Genomic DNA, 26,535 nt, shown 5'->3' on the forward strand with positions numbered 1-26,535 from the left:
GGGCGAGTGACTCGCGGTCGGTGTGTGTTAGCCGCGAGTGGCTTGAGTGAGCGCTTCAAAGCAACATAAGTGTGAATGCAGCATAAGCCAGCTAAACATCCCCAATTTTACGTATCGATAGAACAAGGCGACGAGCATGTTACTACGCCATAGCCCATTGACGGCCAACGATTTACGCCAGTGTTTACGGATTGCGACTGGCGCGACCATAGGTTTTACCCTGTGTAAAATGTTTGGTTGGAGCAATGGAGTCTTCTTCACTGTGACACCCATGCTGTTACTCGGACTCGTGCCTGTGATGAATGGCCACGCTATGCGTCAGTTATTGGCCTCATCTGCCATGGCGGGGTTAGAGGTTGGACTGCTCGGTGGTTTCTTCGGCAGCCATCCCGGCCTGATGACGCCCATCGTCTTTCTGTTATTTCTATACCGTTTTGCGGCCATGTCCCGCGGCAGTTTATTCCTCTTTGGCGCCAACGGAGTGCTCAGCCTCAGCATCATGCTGCACTTTGCTAGCTATCCCGGCGTTGATTTAAACGACTTAGTTTTCAGTAACTTTTGGGCGACGGCATTGTCGGTCGTTATTGCCTATGCTATGACGGCACTCTGGCCCGATGTGGAACCCAGGGCGGCTTACAAGCCTGGACCTAAGGCGCCACATCGAATGCGCCACGAAGCGTTACTCGGCGCGACCATAGCGACCGCATCGTTTCTGGTATTCCAAATATTTGATCTGCGGGATTCGATGTCAGCTCAGGCGACCACCTTGTTGCTCCTGTTTCCTATGCATTGGAATGGCGCACTCGACTATGCCCGTAAGCGCGCCATAGGCACTTTGCTGGGCGTGTCGTTTGGGGTCGTTGTGCAGTTAGTACTCTATGACTGGTCAGGACTATTGATATTAATCGTCCCTTTGCTGTGGATTGGACTGATGATCTTTAGCCAAGCCCATGTGCGAGAGGCAAGTGGCTCAGGCGTGGGTTTTGGCGCCATGACGACCTTAGGTATTCTGTTTGGCCAGTATCTGACCCCAGGCAACGATTTAATCTTCAGCGCCTTATATCGAGTGAGCAGCATTCTCACCGCCATCGTCGGCACGCTACTCCTGTGTTATTTGATACATAAGTTATTGAATCGTTTTGAATCGACGCGATTTGGTTATTGATTCTGGCTACTCGGGCTTGAAGACTTGCAGCATACCCTTTCAAAGAGTAAGGTAAATTTATCCCATTTGGATTGAACAATAAATGAGCTTTAATGAACGCTAAGGCTCATTTATTGACTGTTTTAAAAATGGGCGGCTGACTCAAAAATGGGCTCAGTGTGTGAGCAGCAACATAAATAACAATTACCACCTATGCTTTAGAGCTTAACTCTCTTCAAGGATAGAACATGAAGATTAAAACATTCGTCATAGGCTTAACGCTATGCAGCGGCTATGCGGCCGCCTCCGTTGCGCCTTCTGGCAAACAATTGATGGAAATTATCCCCCAACCGGCACAGTTATGTGTGTCTTGTCATGGGGTAGAAGGTCAGGGCGTTGAACCGCTCGGCCCTCGATTAGCGGGATTATCTAAACAATATATCTCGACCCAGTTACAACATTTCCAAGCGGGTATGCGCCAAAATGCGACCATGATGCCGATGGCAATGACGCTACAAGGTGATGGGATTGAGCAAGTGGCAAACTACTTTTCTGCAAAGCCTGCCAATGAGGTCAAGCCCGTTATCCGCGGTGAACAGGTGGTTTTCAATGACGATACCGCCCGCTTAGCCTACCAAGGTGATTGGTCACGTGGTTTACCAGCCTGCGTGACCTGCCATGGTCCTTCGGGGTTAGGTGGCGGCTTATTTCCCCGTTTAGCCGGTCAGCAAGCGAGTTATATTAAAACTCAATTACTGGCATGGCAGTCGGGAACGCGCAAAGGTGATGTCGATGGCATGATGGCGAACGTAGCTAACAAGCTTACCGCCGCTGAGGTTGATGCCTTAGCAAACTACTTTGCTAATTTGAAATAAGGAGCTGGCCATGAAATATTCCGCAATGTTATTACTGGCCGCGATGGGGTCGTTAACCGTGCAGGCGCAAGCCGAATCGGATCCGCTGCAAGAGCGCCCGGATAAACAAGCCCCGCTGCCTTCTTTCCCTAAGATACCGGATCAAACCTATCTTACTCCTAGACCTTTGAGTGCCATTCCTGAAGGCGCCTTTGGTGACAAAGTGCGTTTGGGTTATCAGCTATTTGTGAATACCCAACAACTGCGTGATAAGTATGTGGGCAACGAGCTTAATTGCACCAACTGCCATATGGATGCGGGCCGTAAAGCCAATGCTTCACCTCTATGGGGCGCGTATTTTGCTTATCCGGCCTATCGCAAAAAAGATAATAAGGTCAGTAGCTTTGAAGAGCGCATTCAGGGCTGCTTTAACTATTCGATGAATGGTAAAGCCCCTGCATCGGCGAGCCCTGAGCTAGTAGCGCTTTCTGCCTATGCCTATTGGTTAGGCATGGGTGGCTTGATGGACGAAGCTAATATTAGCGGCCCAGTCCCTGAGCTGAGTGATGCCGAGTTAGTTAAAGGTGCCAAACGGGAAGACTTCCCGCTACCTGAGATATTAGCCAAGGCGATGACAGTTGAGCAGCGTGCCAACTTGCCGGGTCGTGGTTATCCTGAGATCCCAAAACCCGAACAAGCCTATTCACCTGAACGGGGTAAAGAGGTCTATGTCGCCCATTGCCAAACTTGCCACAGTGTTGATGGCCAAGGTCAAGCGATTGCTGGCGTTTATGCGCTGCCACCGCTGTGGGGGCCTAAGAGTTACAACTGGGGTGCGGGAATGCACAGGGTCAATACTGCCGCATTCTTCATCCATGAAAACATGCCTTTTGGTAAGAGTATGCAGTTAACTAACCAACAGGCTTGGGACGTTGCAGCTTATATCAACTCCCACGAGCGTCCACAAGACCCGCGTAGCAAAGGTGATGTGAAGCAGGCGCAGGAGAAATACCATAATGACAGCGATTACTATGGTGTCGAGGTCGATGGCAAAGTGTTAGGCACTGAGTCCTATCCCATTTTTCCTAAGAAGTCATAGTTGAGCGGCTGAGATTAAGTGCTCGTGTGATGTTATAAAGCGAGTGAATAAGTTAGACAGAAAAGCCAGCAAGCATTTAGCTTTGCTGGCTTTTTTATTATTAATAAGTTTTCGAGTTTAGGCTTGTCATGGCATTGGCTCACCGACACGCAGCTAGTCCATCCGTGGATGCTCGACCGCCCCGTCCATGGGGCGGACGGTCGTCTCGCAAATCACCATGACTCACCTTTCGGATATCAGTGTTAACTGTCGCTTTAAAAGCATACGGAGATTTTCGCTATAAGTGGCTTATTCACTATCTCTAATGTGCAAAACGTATTGAGGGAGTCGAACCCCCTCTACGTTTTCTAAGAAACTGATTTTAAGCTGGTTTATTATTTTCGTTTATAGGGATTGTTACACTTCAATGTAACTATCTTATTTCCGGCCTTTGAATTCCTTACGCCAAGTTATTAGAGCGTCTATGTCACTTTGTAATTCAAGGACTTCCGGTATAAATATTGGGGTCTCCATCGATTGGCTATGTTCAAAACAAGAATATTTTGTCATTAAGTTATCGATAAATTGACAATCCTCTTTGTTTATTAATGGCAACATTTTCAAACGGTTTTCAGTCGTTACACTACGTCTATGCCTTTTTACAATTTCGTTTAGCAAGTCATCTTCAACTGTACGCTCGAGAAGTTTTCGAAAATCACTACAAATACCTTGAGCTAGAATACGGTAAGAATCACCACCACCACTTTCACCAGCACGCTTTGCTTCGCCAAGACGAGTAATTAAAATATTATTCGCTTTGGTAGTTTTAGAGTTCCACACCGCTTCACCAATGGGGTGACCAGCGATACCTCCAAATGACTCAATGCATATCTGATTTAGGTGTTTATCTCTAAAATCCTCTCCTAATTTTTTGGCAGCATCTTCAACAGCTCCATATAAGGAAAGTCGATGTGTAAAAATGAGCACTTGTCGAGTCTTCGCTAACTCCGCTAAACGAGTAGCTACATTCCATTCAAAATCATGATCTAAAGACGATATCGGATCATCGAAAATAAACGAGGAAAACATTGGCTTTTCAGCAACATCGGCAAGAAAAGCTGCAAGGGCGATGATACGACGTTCACCTTCACTCAACACTAGTTCGATAGGATGGGATTGTTTAGAGTCTTTCAACTGTAACCGATGTAATATCTTTCCTTTTGTTGCTTTTGATTTAACAAGTTCTATTTTAAGCCTATTTGCGCCAAGCAATTGAAGTTCTGTGTTAAAGCGATTTACATAATTTTTCGTAATAATTTGTTCGGATATAGCGCTAGCTTTTGTTGATACTGCTCTTGAATTTGCTAATGACTTCCATCCATCAAATGTTCGGTGTTGTTTAAGTCTTTGTATTTCCAGCTTAACTGCATCATGTTGTTGCGATACCCACTGCTTTGCTTCTAGTTCATTTTTGTTTTTTGTTGCCAATACTCGATCAAACGTTTGTGCATCTTTATCGTATTGAACAGCCTGAAGCTCTAAAGCTATAGAGTGTTCACCTAGTATTTTTTCAGCATCTACAACTTCAAATACTGGAAGGATCGTTTCAATATTATCCTTTTTAATTAATGAATTACGAACACACAAGGCTAGCTCCCAAAACTTTATAAGATACGTCTTCCAATCTTCACTAGTCAGCCCCGCTGCCTCACATTGCGTATTAATTAACTCAACTGTTGGAATATTCGGAAGATTAGCAAGTGCTTCGTTGTAGATTGATTCGGCTAACTTAGCCGCTCCTTCGAGTTTACCTTGAACAAAAGACTCAAAATCATTTAAGCGTTGCTTAGCATCTAAGCTGAGCTCTTGATGACATAGAACACAACGCGCATCATCTGTAACTGGAAATTCCCGAGCTGGGTATGCTATTTGCGAATAATCTCGTGCAGCCTCCCATAAAGATCGCCATGTGTTACTTCCTACTTGTGCTAATACCGCTGAACCTACCTGTGCAGCTTCAGAAGCGACTTGTCGCTTAATTAGTGCATCGCTCTGTAATTTTTTTAATCTTTCTAAATTGGCAACTCCATACGCTAATGCCCCTTTTTTGAGATTAATCGCTATGCTATCAGCTTGTAGCTTAGTAGCTCTGTATTGTTTAGCAATTGCTAATGGGTCAGTGGCTTCTAGTCTTTTTTTAAGTAACTCTAGTTGGTCTTGGCTCTCCTGAGTCCAAGTAACCAGTTGTAGAAAAACCTCATCCGAAGTATTAGAAGTTATCCCTTTGAGTTTGCCTGCTACGTCTGTATTTGCAAAAGTATGCGGAATTTGAGGCAATGAGCTAACAAGTTTATTTTGTTCAGCTTGCAGCATGCTTTTTATTTGGTCACAGGCAACTGCCAAAGATTCAAACATTCCAACAATTGGTGGTATGTATGTTGCTGCACTCTCACTTCGTAAATAATGGTTTGCTTCATCACTATCGAAGAAATCTACAGCTCTGAGCGCATCAATAGGTTCACTATTCGCATGCCATTCGCATTTCACGCGTTTCCCCTCGAGTTCGTATTCTATTTCGCACTTTTTCTCTATAGGGGCGGTCTGAAATACATTGGATTTCAGCATTGCAGAGCGAGGCTTACCGGACATTTTCTTTAGAATGCGAGTATAACTAGACTTACCTGAACCATTTTGACCGTAAACAACCGTCAGGTTACCTGATGAAAAGGATAAAGGCAGTCTTGGTGCAAGATTCTCAATCCCATGAACATTGCCAATACTGCACAATCGTAATTCACCTGAAATTAAACTAGGTTGAATTAAACCAGCAAAATTCCGATTTTGACTCACCTTTTGACCATTTACTGATTTGATACTTTGACATGCAATAGCTAAATCTTCTTCGCTCAACTTACCCTGTTTTAATAATTTATCGGCTAGTTCTTGTAGCCAGTCTTGCTGTGTATAGAGCCAAGTTCTAATCTCGCTTTGAATATTGAGCATTTTCTATCCCTAGTATGATTGAAAGTGTGTATAGTTTTTATTCACAAACTAAACTGAATTTCCTTGTGCTCTAACGTCCATGTCTCTGTTTATGAAATGAATGTATGGGCTGTGCCTAACATAAGCGTATGCTTGCCCGTAAGTAAAGTTTATTAATCTATAATGTATGCATCTGTGAACACACTTGCTCTAACGCAGGAATGCAGCTCACAGAGCCAAATGAATACACCCAAATATCATTTAAGTTAGATAACTTGATGAATATAACCAATTGAAGGATAAGAAACACCTAGGTGTTAATTTGCACGCTGAATTGACATGAGCACCTTGCTTCATTGAATAATCTATCCCGCGCTTATTGAAAAACCATTATGATCTCCGCGCTATAACAACTTATCTTGCTATAAGGATTACCGTGTCTCAGCCATCGGAACAACCTAAGTTAAAAACTGCGCAAATTTGCCCCCTGTGCAAAGGCGCGAATCAATGTGCGGTGATTTTAGGTAAGGGTATTGAGGACTGTTGGTGTGCGCAGCAGATGTTCCCGCCTTTGGCTGCCTTGCAAGCGCAAGCATTAGGTTCGCTGCAAGGGGCTATTAGCCCCATTTTACCGTCTGCCGATGCGTGTATTTGCCAAACCTGTCTAAGCCAACTCAAGCAGAGTTTAAGTCAGGGGCAGATTACAATGCAGGATGAAAAAAGCCCATCGAGTGTGAGCGATGGGCTAGGTTATGAGGTGAAATAGCGGGCTGAAGTAATGAGCTATCGATTTATGGTGTAATCCAGTTGCACGCTAGTTTGTGCTTCCACGGCTTTGCCATTTTCAAACTTGGGTGCGTAACGCCATTTATCTATCATTTTTAGCGTTTCTTTCTCGAAGAGAGCACCACCCTTAGAAGCTAAAATTTCAGGATTTTTGACGAAGCCATGCTCATCGATAGTAAATTTAAGCTGAACCCAGCCACTTTTACCTCGCTGCGCATAGGACATTGGATAGTCTGGGACGGTACGGAAAATAGGTTGTTGTTCCTGCGTGTCGGCCCAAGGACGCATTTTGCCAATAGCAATACAGTGAGCGGTGGATACGTCACGCTTTCCTTGGCGCTCATACAGTTCGACTAAATACGCATGGGCACTCAAGGCATAGGGGTGACTAAAATTGAGTGCGTCGAATTGTTTAACCACTTCCAGCAGTAAAGGTTCGGCTTTACCATCGTGTTTGTCTGCAAATTCAACGGCGCCAACAGTAAAGGTTGCCTTGACTCTGTCTATGGCGTTCTCTGGCAAAATCTCTTTATAAATATCATAGGCATCGAAGGCATAGCGTCTTACGTTTCTCGTGTATAGCTCAGTATTGGATAAGCGGTTAAAGGCTGCCATTTTTACATCGGCGATCAGTTTCTTTTTATCGGACTTTTCAGCAATTGCGATTGCAGTAAGCAAATCCTCTTTCGCATCTTTGGCTTCGACGGCGGTTTGCGCAGCGCCAAGTAAGGGATCGATAAGCTCAAGCGCTTGTTTGCCATAATGAACTTTATAGTTAGCCAGAGCGAGCTGATACAGCTCATTCGCCTTAGCCGTTTTGGGCAAATTCTTTTCTGTAAATGGGTAAGGGGCGACTTGCTTTTCTATCGCGCTGGCCCAGTTCAAGGCGAGGTTAGCTAAGCCGACACTGTCTTTGGCATATTGAGCTTCGCCGAGTTGGTAAGCGATTTTTGCGCTCGCTTCAATCTTAGCTGCATCGCCTTTTTCTACGGCGGCTTGATAGTCACTATAGGCTTTGGCAAAGCTATTTTCTGAGGCGTGCACGCTAAGAGATGTGCCTAAAGTGAGGGCAAGAAGACAGGCGATGGGCAACATTTTTCCGTGCGACATTCTATATATCCTTATTATTGATGAATTTAGATGATACATAGATGTGCATTATGGGACAAGTCGGTTTGGCTTTTGTTAATAATGCTGGTGGAGTGCTGATAACTGATAACTGATAACTGATAACTGATAACTGAGAGTTGAGAGTTGAGAATTGAGATCTGAGATTAAAAATAAGCGAGCCTAGTTGAAACCGAGTTCGCTTATTTATCAGAGCTTTGTCGCTTTATTAGCCACAAGTGCTTTTACTCGCCGCAATTACTTAGCTGTGAACGTTATGGCAAATTGCCCGAGCGCGCCGTATTCAAAGTCACAAACCTGCGCCAATGGCAGATCGAGGACGCCAGCGTAGGAGCCTGTGATCACATATTGCCCTTGAGTTAAGCCAATGCCTTGGGCGGATAAAAAGTTAACTAACCAGTAGAGTCCCGCCTTAGGGAAACCATTAGGATGAATGGCGGATTTTTGCAGTGTTTCGCCATTGTGAATGTTAACGCTGAGTTCGAAATGGCTGGTCTCTATACCTGCTAGCGGGTTTAGCACTGGCCCTAACCATAATCCTTGATTGACTAAGCCATCGGCGAGGGCATCGAAATGCGTCGCTTCACTGGGCGTATGGTAGCGGCTTTTGATCAATTCCAAGGCTAAGCGAGTGTGGCCTAAGGCCTCGTCGATTTCAGCCTCTGTGTAAGGTGTGGCTCTTGGTGGTAAATCGCGAGCAATCTCGAAGGCGAGTTCAGGTTCGACTCGGGCCAGATCTTTAGTCGATGGATAGAGTGGGCAAGTGGCCGATTGCAGATACACATCAGCTTGATAAATAGGCGCTACGACGGTTTTTTCCGCCGAGGGTAATAGGCATTTCCACGCCGCGATAGGATTGTTGTTAGCCTTATAGATTGCAGCCACGGTTTGCTGAATGGCGAAGGCCTGTTCGAAGCTCGTTGGCCTCAGCTCTGGGATCAGTAAATCGCCGCTGGTGCCTGCGGCGCGGCGCTCGGCGAGTTCCTTTGCTGCGGCATGAATCTGCATTTGAACTGGTTCGAGCGTTGCGGTAGATGACATTAACTTTCCTATTTAAAGAGTGAGCCTAGAAAGACGTGACGTAGAAACAGTGTGGCAGAGAGGCCATTTAATCGGCCAAATATACTCGGTTATTGCCATGGCTGGAAATGCCAATGTTGGCTTTCTGGGTAAATCTGCTGCAGTTGAATCAAGAGTGCGGCCAATATTCCAATCATCGTAAGATGCTGATACTTGCCCCACATAAGTGTCAGCTAAAGTATCCATGCTAACGCGAATGTTTCCATTATGTGCTGCTAGATATTGTGCTGACTCAGTGCCAGAATGACGCTCCATTTTGCGGTCTCTACTGGACATCTCCGTGAACCTTAGCCATAACGCCCCTCAGGCAAATAATCATGCTCAACTCGGGCTGCTCTTCATCTCAGTTGCGATTGTATTTTGGGGTATGTTACCCATAGCCTTGAAGCTTTCGGGGGCTTTTATCGATCCTGTCACTTTGACTTGGTTTCGTTTTTTGGTTGCGCTTGTGGTCAGCATATTGATCCAATGGAGCGCGGGCAGCCTTAAGCAATTTGCGGCGCTCGATGCCAAAGTCTGGTTAAGGTTAGTGCTTGCGGGCGTGTTTTTGATGCTCAATTATGTGTCTTTTGTTTATTCCCTCGATTATCTCGCGCCGGGTGCTGCCCAGCTGAATTTCCAGACTTCGCCCTTTTTCCTCGCCTTCGGTGGTGTGCTGTTTTTTAAGGAACGGCTGAATGCGGTGCAGCTCAGTTGTTTTGCGACACTGGCCTTAGGCATGTTGATGTTTTTCCATCCGTATTTGGATTTATCTGGCGCCAATAATCATCAGGTTTGGATTGGGGTGATGATTATCCAGTTCTCGGCGTTGTCGTGGACTAGCTATGCCTTGTTGCAAAAATCATTACTCAATCGTTTATCGCCCGCGAACGTGCTTTTAGTGATCTATGGCTTAGGTATTTTCGTAATGGCTCCCTTTAGCGACTTTAGTCAGTTTGCCAGTATGGACAGCTTCGAGTGGCAGATAGCGCTGTTTTGCGCTGCCAATACCTTGATCGCCTATGGCTGTTTTGGGCAGTCGATGAAGTACTGGCCGACGGCACAGGTGAGCGCCATGTTGGCCCTAACGCCAGTATTTAGCTTTAGTGCCACTGCTTTGGTAGTAAGCATTGGCTGGTGGCCAGAAGTCTTCCATGCCGATGAATTAGATGGATTATCTCTGCTGGGGATTGGCGTCATTATTGTGTCTGTGATGGTGGTACAATTACTGCCTCTATATCGCAATCGTCAGGCGAAGCGTTTGCAGGCTGCCTAATATCCATGGTATTTGATTAGCCCAATGGTATTTAATTAGCATATGAAACATACATTTTTACCCATGGGAAAGGCCAGTGATCACTAGACTCAGCGATTTAAAACTTAAGGATATCCGTGGGGTCATCTTCGATCTCGACGGCACCTTAGCGCACTCCAATCCGGATTTTTCTGGTCTGCGGCGTGAGTTGGGGATTCATTCTGGTACGGATATCTTGGCCCATGTGGATAGCCTGAGTGCGGGTGAAGCACAGGCTCAGGCGCTGGAAACCGTCCATGAGTACGAGAGACAAAGCTCACTCAATGCCAGTTGGATTGATGGCGCGCGTGAGCTTATCGAATGCCTACGGGCTAAATCGCTGCCCTTGGCTATTTTGACCCGCAATATGCCGGAAGCGGCGCAAATCACTATCGATAAGCTCGGCATCGATATCGAACTAGTATTAACCCGTTACGACGCGCAGCCTAAGCCGCATCCCGAAGGGATTCATCTTATTTGCCAGCAGTGGCAACTCGCCCCCGCAGATATCTTATATGTGGGCGATTATTTGTTTGATCTGCAAACTGCGCGTAATGCGGGTAGCCGCTGTGCACTTTATTGTCCTGACATCATTCCCGATTATGCCCACGACGCCGACATGCTTGTGGCTTGCTACCATAGCTTTATCGAAGCGTGGACAGTGGGTGACTAGGCATTGTTTGGGGCTGCATCTTGCTTATCTTGCTTCAGTCCCAAGCGTACACTATCCAGTAAGGCAATCAGCCAGCAGAGGATAAATCCGTACATCAGCTTGTCCGCACCATCACGAATGGTTGTCGTGGTTTGCTTGGTCACTTCGGCCGCAATTACGCCCATATCCAGCGGCAAAACGCCAGTTTGAATATCTAGCGAGATAAGCTGCGCCACTTGCATGACTTGTTGCAGCAACAGGCCGAGACTCAGTATTGCCAGCACAAAAAACACTAAGGCGCTGCGTTTATGTTGCAGATAAAAATGGCCGCTGCCAGGGGCGACGAAGGCGGATAATAGTCCAGCGGTAAGGGCTTTTTTCATGGGGAAACTCTCAAAGGGAACACTTAGCGTTTGGATGACATTGTTAAGCCAATAAGCGTTAGAGTCAATCTTGAGCCATGGCTGCTTGTTAAGGAGTCTGTTTTTGTCGATATTGTGTCTTTGCGCTGCCTATTCGTCGTTTATTTATTAACATCAGTCTACACAGAGCGTATTCTTCCACTGCTTGCATGGCAGCTTCTGGAGGAAAAGGAATAAAAATGCAGATGTCTTTAAAGAAACATGTTCAAGGGTTTACCTTAATTGAATTGGTCGTCGTGATCATTATTTTAGGCATTTTGGCTGTTATCGCCGCGCCTAAATTTATGAACTTGCAAAGAGATGCCAAAGTGAATGCCGTGAAAGGGTATTTGGGGCAGATGCAAGATATGACCAAGATGCTGCATATGAAAGCACAAATCGTCAACACCACTGGCGACGATGTTACTATCGCGACCCAATACGGTGATTATCAGTTCTATGCAGGTTTTCCTGAAACTAAGAGTGAATCTACGTCACCTAATTTGTATTTCTTAGAGACTTTTATGGATTTAGGCGTGCCTAAACAACAGACTAAAGATAATACTAAAAGGCAGGCTGATTACGGCGATATACAAGCATTTGAAGATAATGACTATTCGCGGTTGGGTTATGGAACGGGAGATTTAACTGCCGGCCAGTGCTATGCCGAATATCACCATACCTCAACTGGACACTCGTTTTTATTCGAGACCGATGGATGCTAGTTTTAGCTGTTAGCAAACTCGTTATCTGAGGCCTGTATTCATGTTGTAAATGGTCGTAGGCTCTCTTCATTAGAGACAGATTGCTGATTTTAAGCCAACAAAAAAGGAGCCTAGGCTCCTTTTTAGTCTCTAGCTTAAGCTAGATTAGTCTTCACGTGGTTTACGTGGCTTACGCTCACCGGCAGGTTTGTCTGCACGTGGTTTGCGGTCAGCAAAAGGCTTGTCACCAGTAGACGCAGCGCGTGGCTTACGGTCACCAGCTGGGCGGTCACCCGTTGGACGATCGCCACGTGGTTTACGGTCACCAGCAGGGCGGTCTGAACGAGCACTACGGCCTGAATCAACAAATACTTGATCGCCAGCTTCGCGGATGTTCAATGGCTTGCCACAAACACGTACTTTACGTAGGTGCTGTAACACGTCTTTTGGCATGCCGTCTGGCAGGTCAACAGTGGTCACTGCATCGTAAAGTTGGATTGCGCCAATGTAACGGCTGTCGATGTTAGCTTCATTCGCGATAGCGCCAACGATGTTACCCACACCTACACCATTCTCACGACCTACGTCGATCACGTAACGGCACATTTTCAAATCTGGGTTGTCTTTCAACGCTTCAGCTGAGCCTAAGCTTGCTGGCATTGGACGCGGTTCGCGACTTCTGCGTTCACCACGCTCACCACCACGGTCGCCACGATCACTTCCGCGGTCGCTACGTTCAGCACGTTCACTGCGTTCATCACGAGCACGTTCTTGAATTGCTGGCAATTGCAAAGGACGTTCTTGTTGAACTTGCTGTAATAATGCAGCGGCTAGCAGATCAGTATCGACTTCTAACTGTTGGCATAATTGAGCAACAGCTTCTTTCATGAAATCTAAATCGCCGTTGATGGTTTCAGCCAATTGCTCACCTAAGCGAGACAGACGACGTTCTGCAACAGTCTCTGGGCTTGGGATTTTCATTGGTGAAATGCGGCTGTTAGTTGAACGCTCGATAGTGCGCAGCATGCGCATTTCACGGCTAGTTACAAACAGAATCGCCATACCAGTACGGCCAGCACGGCCTGTACGGCCAATACGGTGTACATAAGCTTCGGCATCATACGGAATATCGTAGTTTACAACGTGACCGATACGCTCAACGTCAAGACCACGGGCAGCAACGTCAGTCGCGATCAGTATGTCTAACTTGCCACGTTTCAGTTGGTCAACTGCACGCTCACGGGCTTGCTGGTTCATGTCACCGTGTAGTGGTGATGAAGCGTAACCGCGGGCTTCTAACTTTTCAGCTAACTCAACACATGAGTTACGAGTACGTACGAATATGATCACACCTTCAGTGTTTTCAACTTCTAATACACGTACTAAAGCTTCAAGTTTGTTGTGTTGTGATACTTGTACGAAACGCTGTTCGATTGACTCAACCGTCGTTTGGCTTGATTCGATACGAACATGTACAGGATTACGTAAGTGCTGGTTAGCTACACGCTTAATTTGCTCTGGCATAGTGGCAGAGAATAACGCCAGTTGGCGCTCGCTTGGCGTGTGCTCAAGGATCCATTCGATATCATCGATGAAGCCCATTTTTAACATTTCATCGGCTTCATCTAGCACTAAAGCTTGTAATGAGTCGAGTTTCAAGGTGCCGCGACGCATATGGTCCATAACACGACCTGGCGTACCAACGATAACTTGTGGGCCGCGTTTCAGGGCATTCAACTGTTGTTGCATGCTTTGTCCGCCATAAATAGGAAGAACGTGGAAATTCTTCATAAATTTGGCATAGCTACTGAACGCTTCAGCAACCTGCACGGCTAATTCACGTGTTGGTGCTAAGACTAAAATTTGCGGTGTAGTTTGGCTGGTAACTTTGTTTAATAGTGGTAAAGCGAAGGCGCCAGTTTTACCTGTACCTGTTTGCGCTTGACCTAAAATATCTTTGCCAGCCATAAGTGGATCAATACTGGCTGATTGGATTGGCGTCGGTTTTTCATAACCTAGCTCGTCAAGAGCACGCAACAAATTCTCGGATAGGCCGAGTTCACGGAAAGTTCTTTCATCGGATGACATTGGGTTGTAGCCTTGTGGATGCGCGCGCGAAATGGCGCTAAAGTTTCACAGACAGAAAATCAACCCCGTGTCGATTTCCCGCGAACGACGGATTATAGCAGCATGGACGGCACTTTACCAATCAGAGTCACGCTATTTAACCTGTTTTCTGCATTTTTTTCGCTAAAACTGAGCAAGAAACGCGCCACTTCCCATTAATTCTTTAAATATTCGGCATTTAATTGAAGTAACTCAAATGCTGACTCAGTCACGGCTGCGAGAAAAGTGATGTCGATTGTCGCGACGGTATCCTCAGGGGTGTGATATTGGGGATGGGTCGGCACGCCAAAATACAGCCAAGGGATATTGGCTTTGTGGAAGGGATAATGATCCGATGCCCGCAGCCAGTCGGTACTTTGTATGCTACGGCCAACGGGTTTTGGATGCGTGAGCTTAATGCAAAGGCGGTTCTGTTGATTAAGTAGAGGTTTAAATTGATTGAACTGAGTGAAGTTTCGGCTGCCTTCAAGGTAAATCCCATAGGGCCTACCGGGATGACTCACCATGTCGAGGTTAATCATTAATTCAAATGTCGCCTCTGGTAGGCGGGTTTTGAGTTGTTCAACCAAGGCGATGCTGCCATAGAGTCCCGGTTCTTCGGCATCGGTTGCCACAAACATTAGATTCACCTTAGGCAAGGTATTGGGTTGCAGGGCAAATTGCTGCTGCCAATGTTTGGCAATGGCGAGCATAGCGGCGACGCCGGAGGCGTTATCATCGGCGCCGTGGTAAATCTTGCTGCCGCTCATGCCTAAGTGATCATAGTGAGCGACGATAATACGCCATCGATTCGTCGGCTCTGGCGCCATCGCGGTGGCGACCACATTGGCGCCGGTTTCTTGGGTGAAGAAGGTTTGGTATTCAAAGGGCACGATAAAGTCCGCTCCCCAAGGCTGTAAATTGAGATCTTCAAATTGCTGCTTTATATAGTCACGACTTTTTGCCGCACCTTGGGTTTGGGTTTTGCGGCCTTCAAATTCATCCGAGCTTAATCTTGTCACTGTCGCTTGTAACTCTGCTCGCTCGGCCCAAGTGAGTTTAAGCTCAGTGCGCGCACAGGTTTCTAGTGAGTTAGCGCAGCCGCTGAGAGTCGCTGCCACAAAGCAGGCCAGTGCGCATATGCCAAATCGTTGGGATTGATGTTTTATAGGACGCTGGATTTTGAAGTTTGCGAGCCGCTGACTAAGCCGTGTATGGTGGAATAAGGTCGATGGGCCTAGGTTTATACTGCTTAGGTTTATAACGCTTAGATTTATGCCGCTGAGGTTTTGGCTGCTTAGGATTAGGCAGATTGACTGATATAGGCTCGGTAACATACGGCGGGTAACAGGGAGCTGAGTACTATCACGCATGGATATTCCTTGTCCTTATTGCTGATGCCTTCGCCTGAAGATAACTGTCATCTTTGCTTAAAGCTGATCCGAATTCAACCTAAGTCGAGTTTAACCAGCGCCGTATTCAACGAGGGGCGAATATAAGCCAAGGCGACATGCTGCGTGAGTCGACTGTTCTTATGTCAGTGGCTGATGTTGATTGTGCTATTACTGAGAGTGGATGGATGTTGAAAGCTTAGGCTTTATTCGCCAGCTTGTCTTATATAGCAGCTTAGGCTTATTGGAATACAGAATCGTCAGCTTTGGATCTTAAAACGAGCACTAGAATTAGCACTATGCACTTAACATGCTGAACTAAAAAAAGAAGCGCAGTGCTTATGCGACTGCGCTTCTACTGTACTCAGACCAAGGGCTTGAAACTTATACCTTGGCTTTATTGGCCTTTGCCATTTCAATATCCCGTTTTAGCAGTGGCTTTAAGAAGCGGGCCGTGTGGGAGGTTGGATGCTCGGCGACTTCTTCCGGTGTGCCTGTGGCTAAAATCATACCGCCACCACCACCGCCTTCTGGACCTAAATCGATAATCCAGTCCGCCGTTTTGATCACGTCCAGATTATGCTCAATCACCACAATGGTGTTGCCGTGGGATTTAAGACGATGCAATACGTCAAGCAGCAGTTGGATATCGGCAAAGTGTAAGCCCGTGGTCGGTTCATCCAAGATATACAAGGTTTGGCCCGTGTCACGCTTAGACAGCTCTTTGGCAAGTTTCACCCTTTGGGCTTCGCCGCCCGAAAGTGTGGTCGCACTTTGGCCGAGGCGCACATAGGATAAACCCACATCCATCAAGGTTTGCAACTTACGGGCAATGGCAGGTACGGCATCGAAGAAAGTGCGCGCATCTTCCACTGTCATCTGCAGTACTTCGTGAATATTCTTGCCTTTATAGCGTACTTCTAAGGTTTCGCGGTTATAGCGCTTACCTTTACAGGAATCACAAGGTACATACACATCAGGGAGGAAGTGCATTTCGACCTTGATCAAGCCGTCGCCTTGGCAAGCCTCACAGCGGCCACCTTTAACGTTAAAGGAGAAGCGGCCGACTTGATAACCGCGAGTGCGTGACTCTTGGGTTCCGGCAAAAATTTCGCGAATTGGGGTGAAGATGCCAGTATAAGTGGCAGGGTTAGAGCGCGGCGTGCGGCCAATCGGGCTTTGGTCGATATCGACCACTTTGTCGCACAGCTCCATCCCTTCGATACGATCATAGGGTGATGGCTCATCCACAGTCGCACCGTTGAGCATTCTATGGGCGATCTTGAAGAAGGTATCGTTGATTAAGGTTGATTTACCTGAACCCGATACGCCCGTTACACAAGTGAAGAGGCCAATCGGTATGGTTAAGTCCACATTGCGCAGGTTGTTGCCACGCGCACCAAATAACTCAATCACTTGAGTTTTGTCGAACGGAATACGCGGCGTATCGATATGAATGCAGCGCTTACCGGAAATATATTGTCCGGTAACTGATTCTTCACAGGCGATGATTTTCTCAATCGGGCCGTCGCAAATCACTTCGCCGCCATGAACACCTGCGCCAGGGCCGATGTCGATCACGTGATCCGCCATGCGGATCGCATCTTCATCGTGCTCAACCACAATTACTGTGTTGCCCAAATCCCGCAGGTGGATCAGGGTTTGCAGCAGACGTTCGTTATCCCTTTGATGCAGGCCGATTGAAGGTTCGTCGAGCACATACATCACGCCGACAAGTCCGGCACCAATTTGGCTGGCGAGTCGAATTCGTTGGGCTTCACCGCCCGAGAGGGTTTCCGCCGAGCGTGATAGGCTCAAATAATTGAGGCCCACGTTCACGAGGAAACCTAAGCGATCACGGATTTCTTTTAAAATCTTCTCGGCGATCTGCGCTTTTTGGCCACTAAACTCGACTTTTTCGAAGTAATCTAAGGCTTCGCCAATCGACCAAGTGGTGAGTTGCGGCAGATTGATATCGCCTAAAAACACGTTACGGGCTTCTTCGCGCAGACGCGAACCACCACAGCTTTGGCAGGCTTGGGTATTGATAAACTTGGCTAATTCGTCACGTACCGAGTTGCTTTCGGTTTCGCGATAGCGCCTGTCCATGTTGTTGAGAATGCCTTCGAAGGGGTGATTACGCACCACCACATCGCCGCGATCGTTGATGTACTTAAAGGCAATGCTATCTTTGCCTGAACCGTACAGGACGATTTTGCGGACTTTTTCGCTGAGCTGCTCATAGGGCACTTCGACATCGAACTTATAGTGTTCGGCGAGTGAGCTGAGCATTTGGAAATAGTAGAAGTTGCGTCTATCCCAGCCGCGAATCGCGCCACCAGCCAGTGACAGCTCTGTGTTGCTGATCACGCGCTCAGGATCGAAAAATTGTTGTACCCCTAAACCATCACAGGTTTGGCACGCGCCGGCTGGATTGTTAAAGGAGAAGATCCTTGGCTCTAATTCCGCCATCGAATATCCGCAGTGCGGGCAGGCGAAGTTGGCAGAGAAAATCAGTTCTTCGCTTTTTGCTTTACCAGTACCTGTGTCGTCATCCATGGTGGCAACGGTCGCTATGCCGCCGGAGAGTTCCAGTGCGGTTTCAAAGGATTCAGCTAAGCGTTGCTTGATATCGTCACGCACTTTAAAACGGTCGACGACCACTTCAATCGTGTGCTTAACGTGTAAGTCTAAGGTTGGCGGATCGGTTAAGTCACACACTTCACCGTCAATACGCGCACGGATATAACCCTGCGCCGATAGACCTTCGAGCAATTTAACGTGTTCACCCTTACGGGCGTTGACCACAGGCGCGAGCAGCATTAAGCGGCTGTCTTGGGGCATTTCTAACACTTTATCGACCATCTGGCTGACGGTTTGCGCCGCCAAAGGTTGATTGTGTGTCGGACAACGCGGCTCACCCACGCGGGCAAACATCAAGCGCAGGTAATCGTAAATTTCGGTAATCGTGCCCACGGTGGAACGCGGGTTATGGGAAGTGGATTTTTGCTCTATGGATATCGCTGGGCTTAAGCCTTCAATATGGTCCACATCGGGCTTTTCCATCAAACTCAAAAATTGGCGAGCATAGGCTGACAGGGACTCGACGTAACGTCGCTGGCCCTCGGCATATAAAGTATCGAAAGCAAGGGAGGATTTGCCAGATCCCGATAAGCCCGTGATGACAATCAGTTTATCCCTTGGGATAGTCAGGTTGATATTCTTGAGATTGTGGGTGCGTGCGCCGCGTATTTCAATCTTATCCATCTATCGCTCTAATGCCATATGCTTAAAAAAATGAGCATAAGTATCGCACAGTTCCGCGGCTGAGTTTAGTTGATTCTGTGATCGGCACCAATCCTAGGGCTGGCACTGGCTTTTAATCACCTTGCTGACAGTGACAGTTATGTACCGAGTGGATTAACTAAGATTAATGCGGTTGTTGCGTACTGACTCACAGGACAAATGTGAACACTATGTTAGACTCGGTTCCCAGTGCCTGAGCGTTAAATAGGGCAGAAAAATAAACATGTTAACCCGAGCACGGTCAATATAGGTCTGTGATAATCGGGATAAAAGTTAACTGTACAGGCAGTGGTTTAGACCACTATTTCCTTTTGAGCAAATCCTTTTGGGTGTGGTAACATGCGCCCCTTAAAAGACTTCAATCCAGGGCAAAATCATGGGTAACAACGGACTTTCGGGTACTGAGAAAAAAGTCGCGTTTTCTTTAGCCAGTGTATTTGGTTTACGCATGATGGGCTTGTTTATGATCATGCCCGTCTTTGCACTTTATGGTCAGCACCTCGAAGGCTTCTCGCCGCTGTGGGTCGGTATTGCTATCGGCGCCTACGGTCTGACTCAAGCTGTGCTGCAAATCCCTATGGGGATTTTATCTGACAAATATGGTCGCAAGCCGATTATCCTTATCGGTCTGGTGCTGTTTGCCATTGGTAGCTTGATTGCCGCCAATGCTGATTCGATTTACGGCGTGGTGTTTGGTCGAGCAGTGCAGGGCATGGGTGCGATTGCGGCTGCCGTGTTGGCGCTGGCAGCGGATTTAACCCGCGATGAACAGCGTACTAAGGTCATGGCGATTATTGGTATGTGTATCGGCGGCTCTTTTGCGCTGTCCTTACTGGTCGGCCCGATTGTGGCACAACATGTGGGCTTATCAGGCCTGTTCTTCCTCACGGCGATTCTCGCTGTGACGGGCATGTTGATCGTGCAATTTTTAGTACCGAATCCGATTTCCCACGCGCCTAAGGGTGACACGTTAGCCACGCCTGCCAGACTCAAGCGTATGTTGACCGATCCCCAGTTGTTTAGACTCGATGCGGGGATCTTTATTCTGCATTTAGTGTTAACCGCAGTATTCGTGGCCTTGCCGCTGGATCTGGTTGATGCGGGCTTAGTCAAAGAAAAACACTGGATGCTGTATTTCCCCGCTTTTGTGGGCGCGTTTTTCCTGATGGTGCCGTTAATCATCATAGGGGTTAAACGTAAGAATACTAAAGCTATGTTCCAAATCGCCTTAGTGATCATGATAGTGGCGCTGCTGGCGATGGCTTTATTCTCTAACAACTTATGGGTGCTGAGTTTTGCTGTGGTGCTGTTTTTCACTGGCTTTAACTATTTAGAAGCTTCATTGCCCAGTTTGATTGCCAAATTTTGCCCCGTCGGTGAAAAAGGCTCGGCCATGGGCGTGTATTCCACTAGTCAGTTTTTAGGGGCCTTTTGTGGTGGTATGCTGGGCGGTGGCGCCTTCCAATTAGTGGGCGCGGTCGGGGTGTTTATCGTTGCTGTGATCTTAATGTCTATTTGGTTATTCCTGACATTGGGCATGGAAAATCCCGTGCTGTTAAAGAGTTACACCTTAGAAGCCGAAGTCAAAGACAAGGCACAAGCGCGGGATATGGCGGCTCAGTTATCACAGCTCATGGGCGTCGTCGAAGCGATCGTCGTGCTTGATGAAAAAGTTGCTTATCTTAAGGTCGACGAGCATTTCGATTTAAGAGAAGCACGAGCTGTGTTAGGCTCTGCTCAATAATATCTGGGTCTGCCGTGTGATATTTGGGGAAGCTGATTTTCCTCTATGGCGACACAGATAAACAACATACTGAATTAATAGATTATTTAAAGAATCGCAGGAGATTTCAATGGCCAGTCGTGGTGTTAACAAGGTAATTTTGGTTGGCAATTTGGGACAAGATCCAGAAGTGCGTTATATGCCAAACGGTAATGCAGTCGCTAACATCACAGTTGCGACCAGCGAATCGTGGAAAGACCAACAAGGTCAACAGCAAGAGCGTACTGAATGGCACCGTGTGGTTCTGTTCGGCAAATTAGCTGAAATTACAGGTGAATACCTGCGTAAAGGTTCACAGGTTTACCTTGAAGGTAAACTGCAAACCCGTAAGTGGAAAGACCAAAGCGGTCAAGACCGTTACAGCACTGAAGTGGTTATCGACCAAAGCGGTAGCATGCAAATGCTAGGTAGCCGTGGTCAAGGTGGCCAAGCACAAGGCGCGCCAATGGGCGGCGGCATGCCACAAAACGCAGGTTACCAATCTGCACCACAACAAGCGGCTCCAGCGCAAAATCAATATGCGCCAGCGCCTCAAGCTGCACCTGCTTACCAAGCGCCAGCTCAGCAACAATATGCTGCGCCAGCACCTGCTCAGCAGCAATATGGACAGCAACAAGCTCAACCACAACAAGGTGGTTATGCGCCTAAGCCACAAGCCGCTCCAGCACCTGCTTACCAAGCGCCAGCAGCACCGGCACAACGTCCAGCACCACAACCACAGCAAAACTTCACTCCAGATTTGGATGATGGCTGGGATGACGATATTCCGTTTTGATTTGGGATTTATCGAAATGTAAAGATGGTATCGTCTTTAATGAACAAAGCCACGCGAGTCGTGGCTTTGTTGTTTCTGGTCTTTATATTTTTAGTCTTTATGCCGTGAAGCCGTTAAACCCTTCACTCACATGACTATACGCTTGAGATAAAACTTAGAACGTGTAATCGAAGTTATAACGCATGCCCAGCATGATTTGGTCATTGGTTTCGCGGTATTCAAAATCTGTCTTTTGATATTCGATGAAGGTGCTGAATTGCGGTGTTTTATGCCACTCAAGCGTAGTGTTATAGGCGTTGTATTTAGCAGAGGTGATGTCATTGCCGCCATCGTCGTATCTGGACACGCCCAGCTTGATTTTATAGCTGTCAGTGATGGGGTAGCTGGCGACCACATCTAATGTTGAGCCATCCAATGTGGTTCCATCAATGTCGTCTTTTTCAATGTTTTGATAGGCAGCCGCGAGGTACAAGGCATTGAAACTTTTTGCTAGGGTGACGCCGACAGTGTTCTCATCTTTGCCGTCGTCTAACTCTTTGTTATAAAAAGCTGCGGCTATATAGATTAGGTCAGTTTTATAACGGATACCCGCGTTAACGAAGTCGCTGCCGCCACTGCCTTTATTGCCATCGAATTGTGCATCGGCCGAAAACAACAGATCGCCAAATTCTTTACGATAGGTCACGAGATTATTGAGCCTGAAGGGGCTCGCACTGTCATAGGCGAGTGGGGTTCCTGAGCGGTTAAAGATGTCGACGGGATCGGAAATGATCTCCTGGGTGACGGCTTGTTTACCTATGGCTACGCTACCAAAAAATCCCTTTAATCCAACATAAGCTTTGCGCGCATCGCCAAAGTCGCCGTCATCTTTGATATCGACCTTAAATTCCCCTTTCGCAAACCCGACTAAGCCATTGCCAAGTTGGTGTTCTGCGGCAAAGCCAATTCGCGAGTTCGCATCGCCCACATCCCACACATCGTCCGAGTTAGTATGGGTCAGGCCGAAAGTCGGGCGTAAAGAACCATAAAAATTAAACTGAGTATCCGATAAAATCGATGCCTCTTTTTCTTGGGCTTCGAGCATGGCGAGTCTTTGCTGAATTTGTTGTAATTCAGTGCGTAACTCGTCATTGGTTGCAGCGGTATCATTGGCTTGAACAGCAAAGATAGGTGTGGCAAAGCTCAGCACAAGCACGGCTGATGTTAGTTTGAACTGCTTCATTTATGTTTCCTTACATAACAACTACTAGCTTGCCGTTAATGGATTTTGTTGCCGATGGAACAGTACTGCTAGTAGTAAGGATCTGCACTTGTGATAGTGCTCAAGGAGGCGTCTCGCTCAGAGGCAAGGCGTCGCATATCTGCAGCGGGCAGATATGATTTGCCCGCTGGTTTGGGAAAGGTGTTGCCTTAAAACCCCGCTAACGCAGCGGGACTTTAGGTTAAGGACAACTAGAGTATGCTTGCGGCCATTTTGCGGCGCAGGTAAGCAATCTGCTGCATGTGCGGCAAATCTTTAGGGCAGTTATCTTGGCAGCCGAGTAGCGTCATACAACCGAAGACGCCGTCTTGATTGCCAATCACATGGTAGAAATCATCCGCACTGCGGCTGTCTCTGCTATCCATTTCGAAGCGGGCAATTTTCATCATGCCAACCGCGCCAACAAAGGTGTCACGCATTTGTTTGGTGGCGCAGGCTGACACACAAACGCCACATTCGACGCAGCGTTCTAGCTCATAGATCCGCGCGGCTTCTTCAGGTGCCATTGGATTTTCGAGGTGATGAATGTCCTGATCATCGGGTTTAGGGTGCAGCCAGAGTTTTAAGCGTTCGGCTAATTCGCGCATAAATTTGCCTGTGTTCACCGACAAATCGCCAATCAGTTCGAAGCCGGGCAGTGGCATTAGGGTGATTTCGCCATTGGGATAATTCGCCGTTAACGTGCGACAGGCCAATGTGGGGAAACCATTGATCACCATGGCGCAACTGCCACAGATGCCCGCGCGGCAGACAAAGTCGAACTGCAGCGAGGGATCTTGTTGTTCACGCAGTTGATTCAAGGCGATAAACACTGTCATGCCCGGTGTTTCAGTCAACTGATAACGTTCCATCTTTGGCTTGTCTTGGCCATCTTGCGGATCGTAGCGGAAGATATTAAAGCTGATTTGACGGCTCATAGTGGTTTATTCCCTACCGGTTGGGCTGGAGTGATCGCTAAGGTATCGCTGAGGCGTCCATTGGGAGCCTGCAGATGACTTGGCAGCTCGTATGGCATTAGGGCTCGCTGCAGTGTGTTTCTATCGGGATCGTCACCTAAGCGCGCGAGCACTTGATTGATTTCTTGTACGCGTTTTTCGGTATCAGGATGGGCGATAGTGTTATCGTTGCCGTAGCCTCGGTATCCCGGTGGTAGCTCCATTTTCATCACATCTAACGCTTCATAACGCAGCACAGGTTCCAGTGACTCGGCATCTGGCCAAGTTGCCAGTGTGCGGTTAAGCCAATCTTTATCATTGCGTTGTGGGTAATCTTCCCGTGAATGGGCGCCGCGACTTTCGGTGCGAGCCTCTGCGCCACAGGCGACGGTGAGGGCCACTTTCAACATACGCGTGACGCGTAGTGCTTCGACTAACTCAGGATTAGCGTGACGTTTTTTACATTTAAGACCGAGATTTTTTGCCCGCAGCATTAAGTCTTTCAAGCCTTTGATGGCTTTATCTAATTCGGGTCCATTACGGAAGATCCCGACGTAGTTCATCATGATGCGTTGCATTTCTTTCTTTATTTGGAAGGGGTTTTCTGTGCCATTGCCTTCGACCAGCCCATCGATTTCTTGCTGCAATTTATCGATGAATTTTTGAGTCAGCGCGGTATCAATTTCTAAATCGTTATTCTCACAAAAATCAGCCACATATTTGCCGATGATCATGCCGCCGACCACAGTTTCTGCCACCGAATTACCGCCTAAACGGTTAAAGCCGTGCATGTCCCAACAGGCCGCTTCTCCGACGCTGAACAGCCCCTTGAGTTGTGGACTTTCGCCGGTGGCATTGGTGCGCACGCCGCCCATAGAGTAATGTTGGGTAGGGCGGACGGGGATCCAATCTTTGCAAGGATCGATACCAAGGAAGTAATCACAAATCTCTTTCACTTCGCGCAGGTTAGTTTCGATATGTTCACGGCCCAGCTGCGTAATATCCAGCCATAGATGAGGGCCATAAGGGCTTTCGACCCCATTGCCTTTGCGCATATGCTCTGTCATGCGGCGGGAAACCACATCGCGGGAGGCGAGTTCTTTTTTCTCTGGCTCGTAATCTGGCATAAAGCGATGACCGTCTTTATCGCGCAGAATACCGCCATCACCACGACATCCTTCAGTGGTAAGAATCCCCGCGGGCACTATGGCGGTAGGGTGAAACTGCACCGCTTCCATATTGCCTAAGGTGGCGACACCTGTGTCGAGTGCTAACGCTTGGCCTATGCCTTCGCAGATGGTGGCATTGGTCGATATTTCATAAATCTTGCCATAACCGCCGGTGGCGATAGTGGTGGATTTGGCGACATAAGCGCGCAGTTCACCTGTGACTAAACAGCGGGCAATCACCCCATGGCAACGCTTGCCGTCATGGATAAGCGACAGGGCTTCAATCCGTTCGTGTACTGGAATGCCCATAGAAATGGCTTGGTTATCCACTGCATACAGTAAAGAGTGGCCAGTGCCGTCGGCGGTGTAACAAGTACGCCATTTTTTTGTGCCACCAAAATCGCGGGCATTGATCAGGCCGTGAGCTTCTTCGGCCTCATTGAGCGTTACCCTTTGCGCGTTCATGATGACTTCGCGCGGGCCGGCGGAAATCCTCGACCAAGGCACGCCCCAGTTGGTGAGTTCGCGGATCGCTTTAGGTGCAACGTGGGCAAACATGCGGGCGACGTCTTGATCGCAACCCCAGTCAGAACCTTTGACTGTGTCTTGAAAGTGAATGTCTTCGTTATCGCCCATGCCTTTAACGGTATTGCCTAGGCTGGCTTGCATTCCGCCCTGTGCGGCGGCCGAATGTGAACGTTTTGCGGGAATTAACGATAGCACTAAGGTATCTAGGCCTCGCTCTTTGGTGGCAATCGCGACTCTGAGGCCTGCCAATCCTGCGCCAATGACTAATGAGTCTGTATAAATGATTTTCAAATCAGATCCTTATCTAATAATTTAGATAACATTTCATGGATTTATCATTGCACTCCTCGGGCATAGATGCGCGGCAACTATGTATCAGAGGAGGATCCGTATGTTGTTTGTATTGCTATACAGGCTAAGTGCGCCGATAGCGTCATGCCCATTACTGAGGAATAAACGGTTGTACTGGCAGAACTAATTCGATACCAATATTGATATAGGTCACTAGGCTTAATGTGCCTAAACACAATAAATAGACGATCAATACTTGCGCTATAGTGCGGATAAGTGGGCGGTTACTACTCACACCCCACTTTAATATCACTCGGTATAAACCAACGATGCCGTGGAATAACACGATAGGTAAAAACACCGCATATAAGAGCCAAGCGTTATCGTGGTAAACCCTTTCGGCCGAAAGGTGAGGGCCAATATCAGGGTTTAAAATCATAGTGGCGAGATGGGCTGACACTAAGAAAAACAGTAAGAACCCGGTGATCATTTGCCAGAACCATGCTTGGGTATCTCTATGCTTGATACTCGACATGAAGCCACGCATTGCTCGCCATTGGCCTAATTGCACTGGAAAACGACGTAGTGCGGTGGCGGCATGTACTGCAACAATCACCAGCATAATGACTGAAATGATCTTGGTCACTATGGGGAAGCCATGACCCGTCGAGCTAAACATACTGCCTTCTAAGAATTGCACCATGTGAAAGAAGGTTTCTTTACCAAATAAAATGCTCGCCTCGAAATGCATATGAAATAACAGGAAAATACCCAATATAAGCCCTGTCGCACTTTGTAAGCAGTCTGCTTTAGCCGACCAGGCTTGGCCAAATGGTCCGCCGTTAATGGCGGTAGGAACACGCGTTTTCGCTGACATTAATTCACCTCTTACCAGGTTTGTTGTGGCG

General features: G+C 47.5%; 21 protein-coding genes. 9 read left to right on the top strand and 12 right to left on the bottom strand.

Annotated elements, in window-relative coordinates; genetic code table 11:
• Positions 1-136: 136 nt before the first annotated feature.
• The 3 genes from AC5YB3_RS14755 (at position 137) to AC5YB3_RS14765 (ending at position 3,097) form a co-directional block, all read left to right on the top strand.
• On the top strand, positions 137-1,165 hold the full coding sequence (locus AC5YB3_RS14755) for a DUF2955 domain-containing protein (protein ID WP_283630354.1): 1,029 nt from the start codon (positions 137-139) through the stop codon (positions 1,163-1,165).
• Between the two features lie 227 nt (positions 1,166-1,392).
• Positions 1,393-2,019: a c-type cytochrome gene (locus AC5YB3_RS14760; RefSeq protein ID WP_310802594.1), complete on the top strand. Its 627-nt coding sequence runs from the start codon at positions 1,393-1,395 to the stop codon at positions 2,017-2,019.
• Between the two features lie 10 nt (positions 2,020-2,029).
• Complete coding sequence (locus AC5YB3_RS14765; RefSeq protein WP_494525609.1) at positions 2,030-3,097, top strand: c-type cytochrome; 1,068 nt, start codon at positions 2,030-2,032, stop codon at positions 3,095-3,097.
• A gap of 417 nt (positions 3,098-3,514) precedes the next feature.
• Here the strand turns inward: AC5YB3_RS14765 and AC5YB3_RS14770 are convergent, their stop codons facing one another.
• Positions 3,515-6,079 carry an AAA family ATPase gene (locus tag AC5YB3_RS14770; protein WP_259560351.1) on the bottom strand — a complete coding sequence of 855 codons (2,565 nt, stop codon included), beginning with the start codon at positions 6,077-6,079 and terminating at the stop codon, positions 3,515-3,517.
• Positions 6,080-6,494: 415 nt separating this feature from the next.
• Between AC5YB3_RS14770 and AC5YB3_RS14775 the strand changes: the two genes are divergently transcribed.
• Positions 6,495-6,824: a cysteine-rich CWC family protein gene (locus tag AC5YB3_RS14775; RefSeq protein ID WP_494525610.1), complete on the top strand. Its 330-nt coding sequence runs from the start codon at positions 6,495-6,497 to the stop codon at positions 6,822-6,824.
• Positions 6,825-6,841: 17 nt separating this feature from the next.
• Here AC5YB3_RS14775 and AC5YB3_RS14780 read toward each other — a convergent pair whose 3' ends face one another.
• From AC5YB3_RS14780 to AC5YB3_RS14790, 3 genes are all read right to left on the bottom strand, one after another.
• Positions 6,842-7,954: an energy transducer TonB gene (locus tag AC5YB3_RS14780; protein WP_494525611.1), complete on the bottom strand. Its 1,113-nt coding sequence runs from the start codon at positions 7,952-7,954 to the stop codon at positions 6,842-6,844.
• A 255-nt stretch (positions 7,955-8,209) separates the two neighbouring features.
• Positions 8,210-9,013, bottom strand: a complete 804-nt coding sequence (locus AC5YB3_RS14785; protein ID WP_494525612.1) for a hydratase — start codon at positions 9,011-9,013, stop codon at positions 8,210-8,212.
• Positions 9,014-9,025: 12 nt separating this feature from the next.
• Positions 9,026-9,328: a hypothetical protein gene (locus AC5YB3_RS14790; RefSeq protein WP_494525613.1), complete on the bottom strand. Its 303-nt coding sequence runs from the start codon at positions 9,326-9,328 to the stop codon at positions 9,026-9,028.
• Between the two features lie 4 nt (positions 9,329-9,332).
• Between AC5YB3_RS14790 and AC5YB3_RS14795 the strand changes: the two genes are divergently transcribed.
• Together AC5YB3_RS14795 and AC5YB3_RS14800 are read left to right on the top strand one after the other, a co-directional pair.
• Positions 9,333-10,307, top strand: coding sequence for a DMT family transporter (locus AC5YB3_RS14795; protein WP_126491119.1), 975 nt, complete (start codon positions 9,333-9,335; stop codon positions 10,305-10,307).
• Positions 10,308-10,383: 76 nt separating this feature from the next.
• A complete protein-coding gene (locus tag AC5YB3_RS14800; RefSeq protein WP_494525614.1) occupies positions 10,384-10,998 on the top strand; it encodes an HAD family hydrolase in 615 nt (204 codons plus the stop codon).
• On the opposite strand, the gene AC5YB3_RS14805 is transcribed toward AC5YB3_RS14800, so the two are convergent.
• Positions 10,995-11,360, bottom strand: a complete 366-nt coding sequence (locus AC5YB3_RS14805; RefSeq protein ID WP_494525615.1) for a DUF6677 family protein — start codon at positions 11,358-11,360, stop codon at positions 10,995-10,997. The genes AC5YB3_RS14800 and AC5YB3_RS14805 overlap by 4 nt on opposite strands.
• Before the next feature lie 218 nt (positions 11,361-11,578).
• Here AC5YB3_RS14805 and AC5YB3_RS14810 point away from each other — a divergent pair, with 218 nt between their 5' ends.
• On the top strand, positions 11,579-12,103 hold the full coding sequence (locus AC5YB3_RS14810; RefSeq protein ID WP_259483754.1) for a type II secretion system protein: 525 nt from the start codon (positions 11,579-11,581) through the stop codon (positions 12,101-12,103).
• Positions 12,104-12,247: 144 nt separating this feature from the next.
• Here the strand turns inward: AC5YB3_RS14810 and AC5YB3_RS14815 are convergent, their stop codons facing one another.
• The 3 genes from AC5YB3_RS14815 to uvrA form a co-directional block, all read right to left on the bottom strand.
• A complete protein-coding gene (locus AC5YB3_RS14815; protein ID WP_006083196.1) occupies positions 12,248-14,170 on the bottom strand; it encodes a DEAD/DEAH box helicase in 1,923 nt (640 codons plus the stop codon).
• Between the two features lie 194 nt (positions 14,171-14,364).
• Positions 14,365-15,561: a M20/M25/M40 family metallo-hydrolase gene (locus AC5YB3_RS14820; protein ID WP_242326375.1), complete on the bottom strand. Its 1,197-nt coding sequence runs from the start codon at positions 15,559-15,561 to the stop codon at positions 14,365-14,367.
• Positions 15,562-15,963: 402 nt separating this feature from the next.
• Positions 15,964-18,846: an excinuclease ABC subunit UvrA gene (gene uvrA, locus AC5YB3_RS14825; protein ID WP_494525616.1), complete on the bottom strand. Its 2,883-nt coding sequence runs from the start codon at positions 18,844-18,846 to the stop codon at positions 15,964-15,966.
• 415 nt (positions 18,847-19,261) lie between these two features.
• Here uvrA and AC5YB3_RS14830 point away from each other — a divergent pair, with 415 nt between their 5' ends.
• Both AC5YB3_RS14830 and ssb read left to right on the top strand, forming a co-directional pair.
• Positions 19,262-20,629, top strand: coding sequence for an MFS transporter (locus AC5YB3_RS14830; RefSeq protein ID WP_006083193.1), 1,368 nt, complete (start codon positions 19,262-19,264; stop codon positions 20,627-20,629).
• Positions 20,630-20,738: 109 nt separating this feature from the next.
• Complete coding sequence (ssb, locus tag AC5YB3_RS14835; protein WP_006083192.1) at positions 20,739-21,443, top strand: single-stranded DNA-binding protein; 705 nt, start codon at positions 20,739-20,741, stop codon at positions 21,441-21,443.
• Between the two features lie 154 nt (positions 21,444-21,597).
• Here the strand turns inward: ssb and AC5YB3_RS14840 are convergent, their stop codons facing one another.
• The 4 genes from AC5YB3_RS14840 to AC5YB3_RS14855 all read right to left on the bottom strand — a co-directional run bounded on the left by AC5YB3_RS14840 (position 21,598) and on the right by AC5YB3_RS14855 (position 26,504).
• Positions 21,598-22,665 (bottom strand): porin, encoded by a 1,068-nt coding sequence (locus AC5YB3_RS14840; protein ID WP_494525617.1) that lies wholly within the window; start codon positions 22,663-22,665, stop codon positions 21,598-21,600.
• 230 nt (positions 22,666-22,895) lie between these two features.
• Positions 22,896-23,621: a fumarate reductase iron-sulfur subunit gene (locus AC5YB3_RS14845; RefSeq protein ID WP_071938665.1), complete on the bottom strand. Its 726-nt coding sequence runs from the start codon at positions 23,619-23,621 to the stop codon at positions 22,896-22,898.
• Positions 23,618-25,627, bottom strand: coding sequence for a fumarate reductase flavoprotein subunit (locus AC5YB3_RS14850; protein WP_494525618.1), 2,010 nt, complete (start codon positions 25,625-25,627; stop codon positions 23,618-23,620). Before AC5YB3_RS14850 ends, AC5YB3_RS14845 begins: the two co-directional genes overlap by 4 nt.
• 151 nt (positions 25,628-25,778) lie before the next feature.
• Positions 25,779-26,504 (bottom strand): fumarate reductase cytochrome b subunit, encoded by a 726-nt coding sequence (locus tag AC5YB3_RS14855; protein WP_259511511.1) that lies wholly within the window; start codon positions 26,502-26,504, stop codon positions 25,779-25,781.
• Between the last annotated feature and the right edge of the window lie 31 nt (positions 26,505-26,535).

The sequence above is a fragment of the Shewanella sp. 1311 genome (assembly GCF_059338235.1).

Bases quoted from the DNA above. Each gene is read 5' to 3' on its own strand.
- AC5YB3_RS14840 (WP_494525617.1), bottom strand. From the start codon at position 22,665: ATGAAGCAGTTCAAACTAACATCAGCCGTGCTTGTGCTGAGCTTTGCC.
- AC5YB3_RS14855 (WP_259511511.1), bottom strand. From the start codon at position 26,504: ATGTCAGCGAAAACGCGTGTTCCTACCGCCATTAACGGCGGACCATTT.
- AC5YB3_RS14815 (WP_006083196.1), bottom strand. From the start codon at position 14,170: ATGTCATCCGATGAAAGAACTTTCCGTGAACTCGGCCTATCCGAGAAT.
- AC5YB3_RS14770 (WP_259560351.1), bottom strand. From the start codon at position 6,079: ATGCTCAATATTCAAAGCGAGATTAGAACTTGGCTCTATACACAGCAA.
- AC5YB3_RS14820 (WP_242326375.1), bottom strand. From the start codon at position 15,561: ATGCGTGATAGTACTCAGCTCCCTGTTACCCGCCGTATGTTACCGAGC.
- ssb (WP_006083192.1), top strand. From the start codon at position 20,739: ATGGCCAGTCGTGGTGTTAACAAGGTAATTTTGGTTGGCAATTTGGGA.
- AC5YB3_RS14765 (WP_494525609.1), top strand. From the start codon at position 2,030: ATGAAATATTCCGCAATGTTATTACTGGCCGCGATGGGGTCGTTAACC.
- AC5YB3_RS14805 (WP_494525615.1), bottom strand. From the start codon at position 11,360: ATGAAAAAAGCCCTTACCGCTGGACTATTATCCGCCTTCGTCGCCCCT.
- AC5YB3_RS14810 (WP_259483754.1), top strand. From the start codon at position 11,579: ATGCAGATGTCTTTAAAGAAACATGTTCAAGGGTTTACCTTAATTGAA.
- AC5YB3_RS14785 (WP_494525612.1), bottom strand. From the start codon at position 9,013: ATGTCATCTACCGCAACGCTCGAACCAGTTCAAATGCAGATTCATGCC.
- AC5YB3_RS14760 (WP_310802594.1), top strand. From the start codon at position 1,393: ATGAAGATTAAAACATTCGTCATAGGCTTAACGCTATGCAGCGGCTAT.
- AC5YB3_RS14790 (WP_494525613.1), bottom strand. From the start codon at position 9,328: ATGTCCAGTAGAGACCGCAAAATGGAGCGTCATTCTGGCACTGAGTCA.
- AC5YB3_RS14830 (WP_006083193.1), top strand. From the start codon at position 19,262: ATGGGTAACAACGGACTTTCGGGTACTGAGAAAAAAGTCGCGTTTTCT.
- AC5YB3_RS14755 (WP_283630354.1), top strand. From the start codon at position 137: ATGTTACTACGCCATAGCCCATTGACGGCCAACGATTTACGCCAGTGT.
- uvrA (WP_494525616.1), bottom strand. From the start codon at position 18,846: ATGGATAAGATTGAAATACGCGGCGCACGCACCCACAATCTCAAGAAT.
- AC5YB3_RS14780 (WP_494525611.1), bottom strand. From the start codon at position 7,954: ATGTCGCACGGAAAAATGTTGCCCATCGCCTGTCTTCTTGCCCTCACT.
- AC5YB3_RS14845 (WP_071938665.1), bottom strand. From the start codon at position 23,621: ATGAGCCGTCAAATCAGCTTTAATATCTTCCGCTACGATCCGCAAGAT.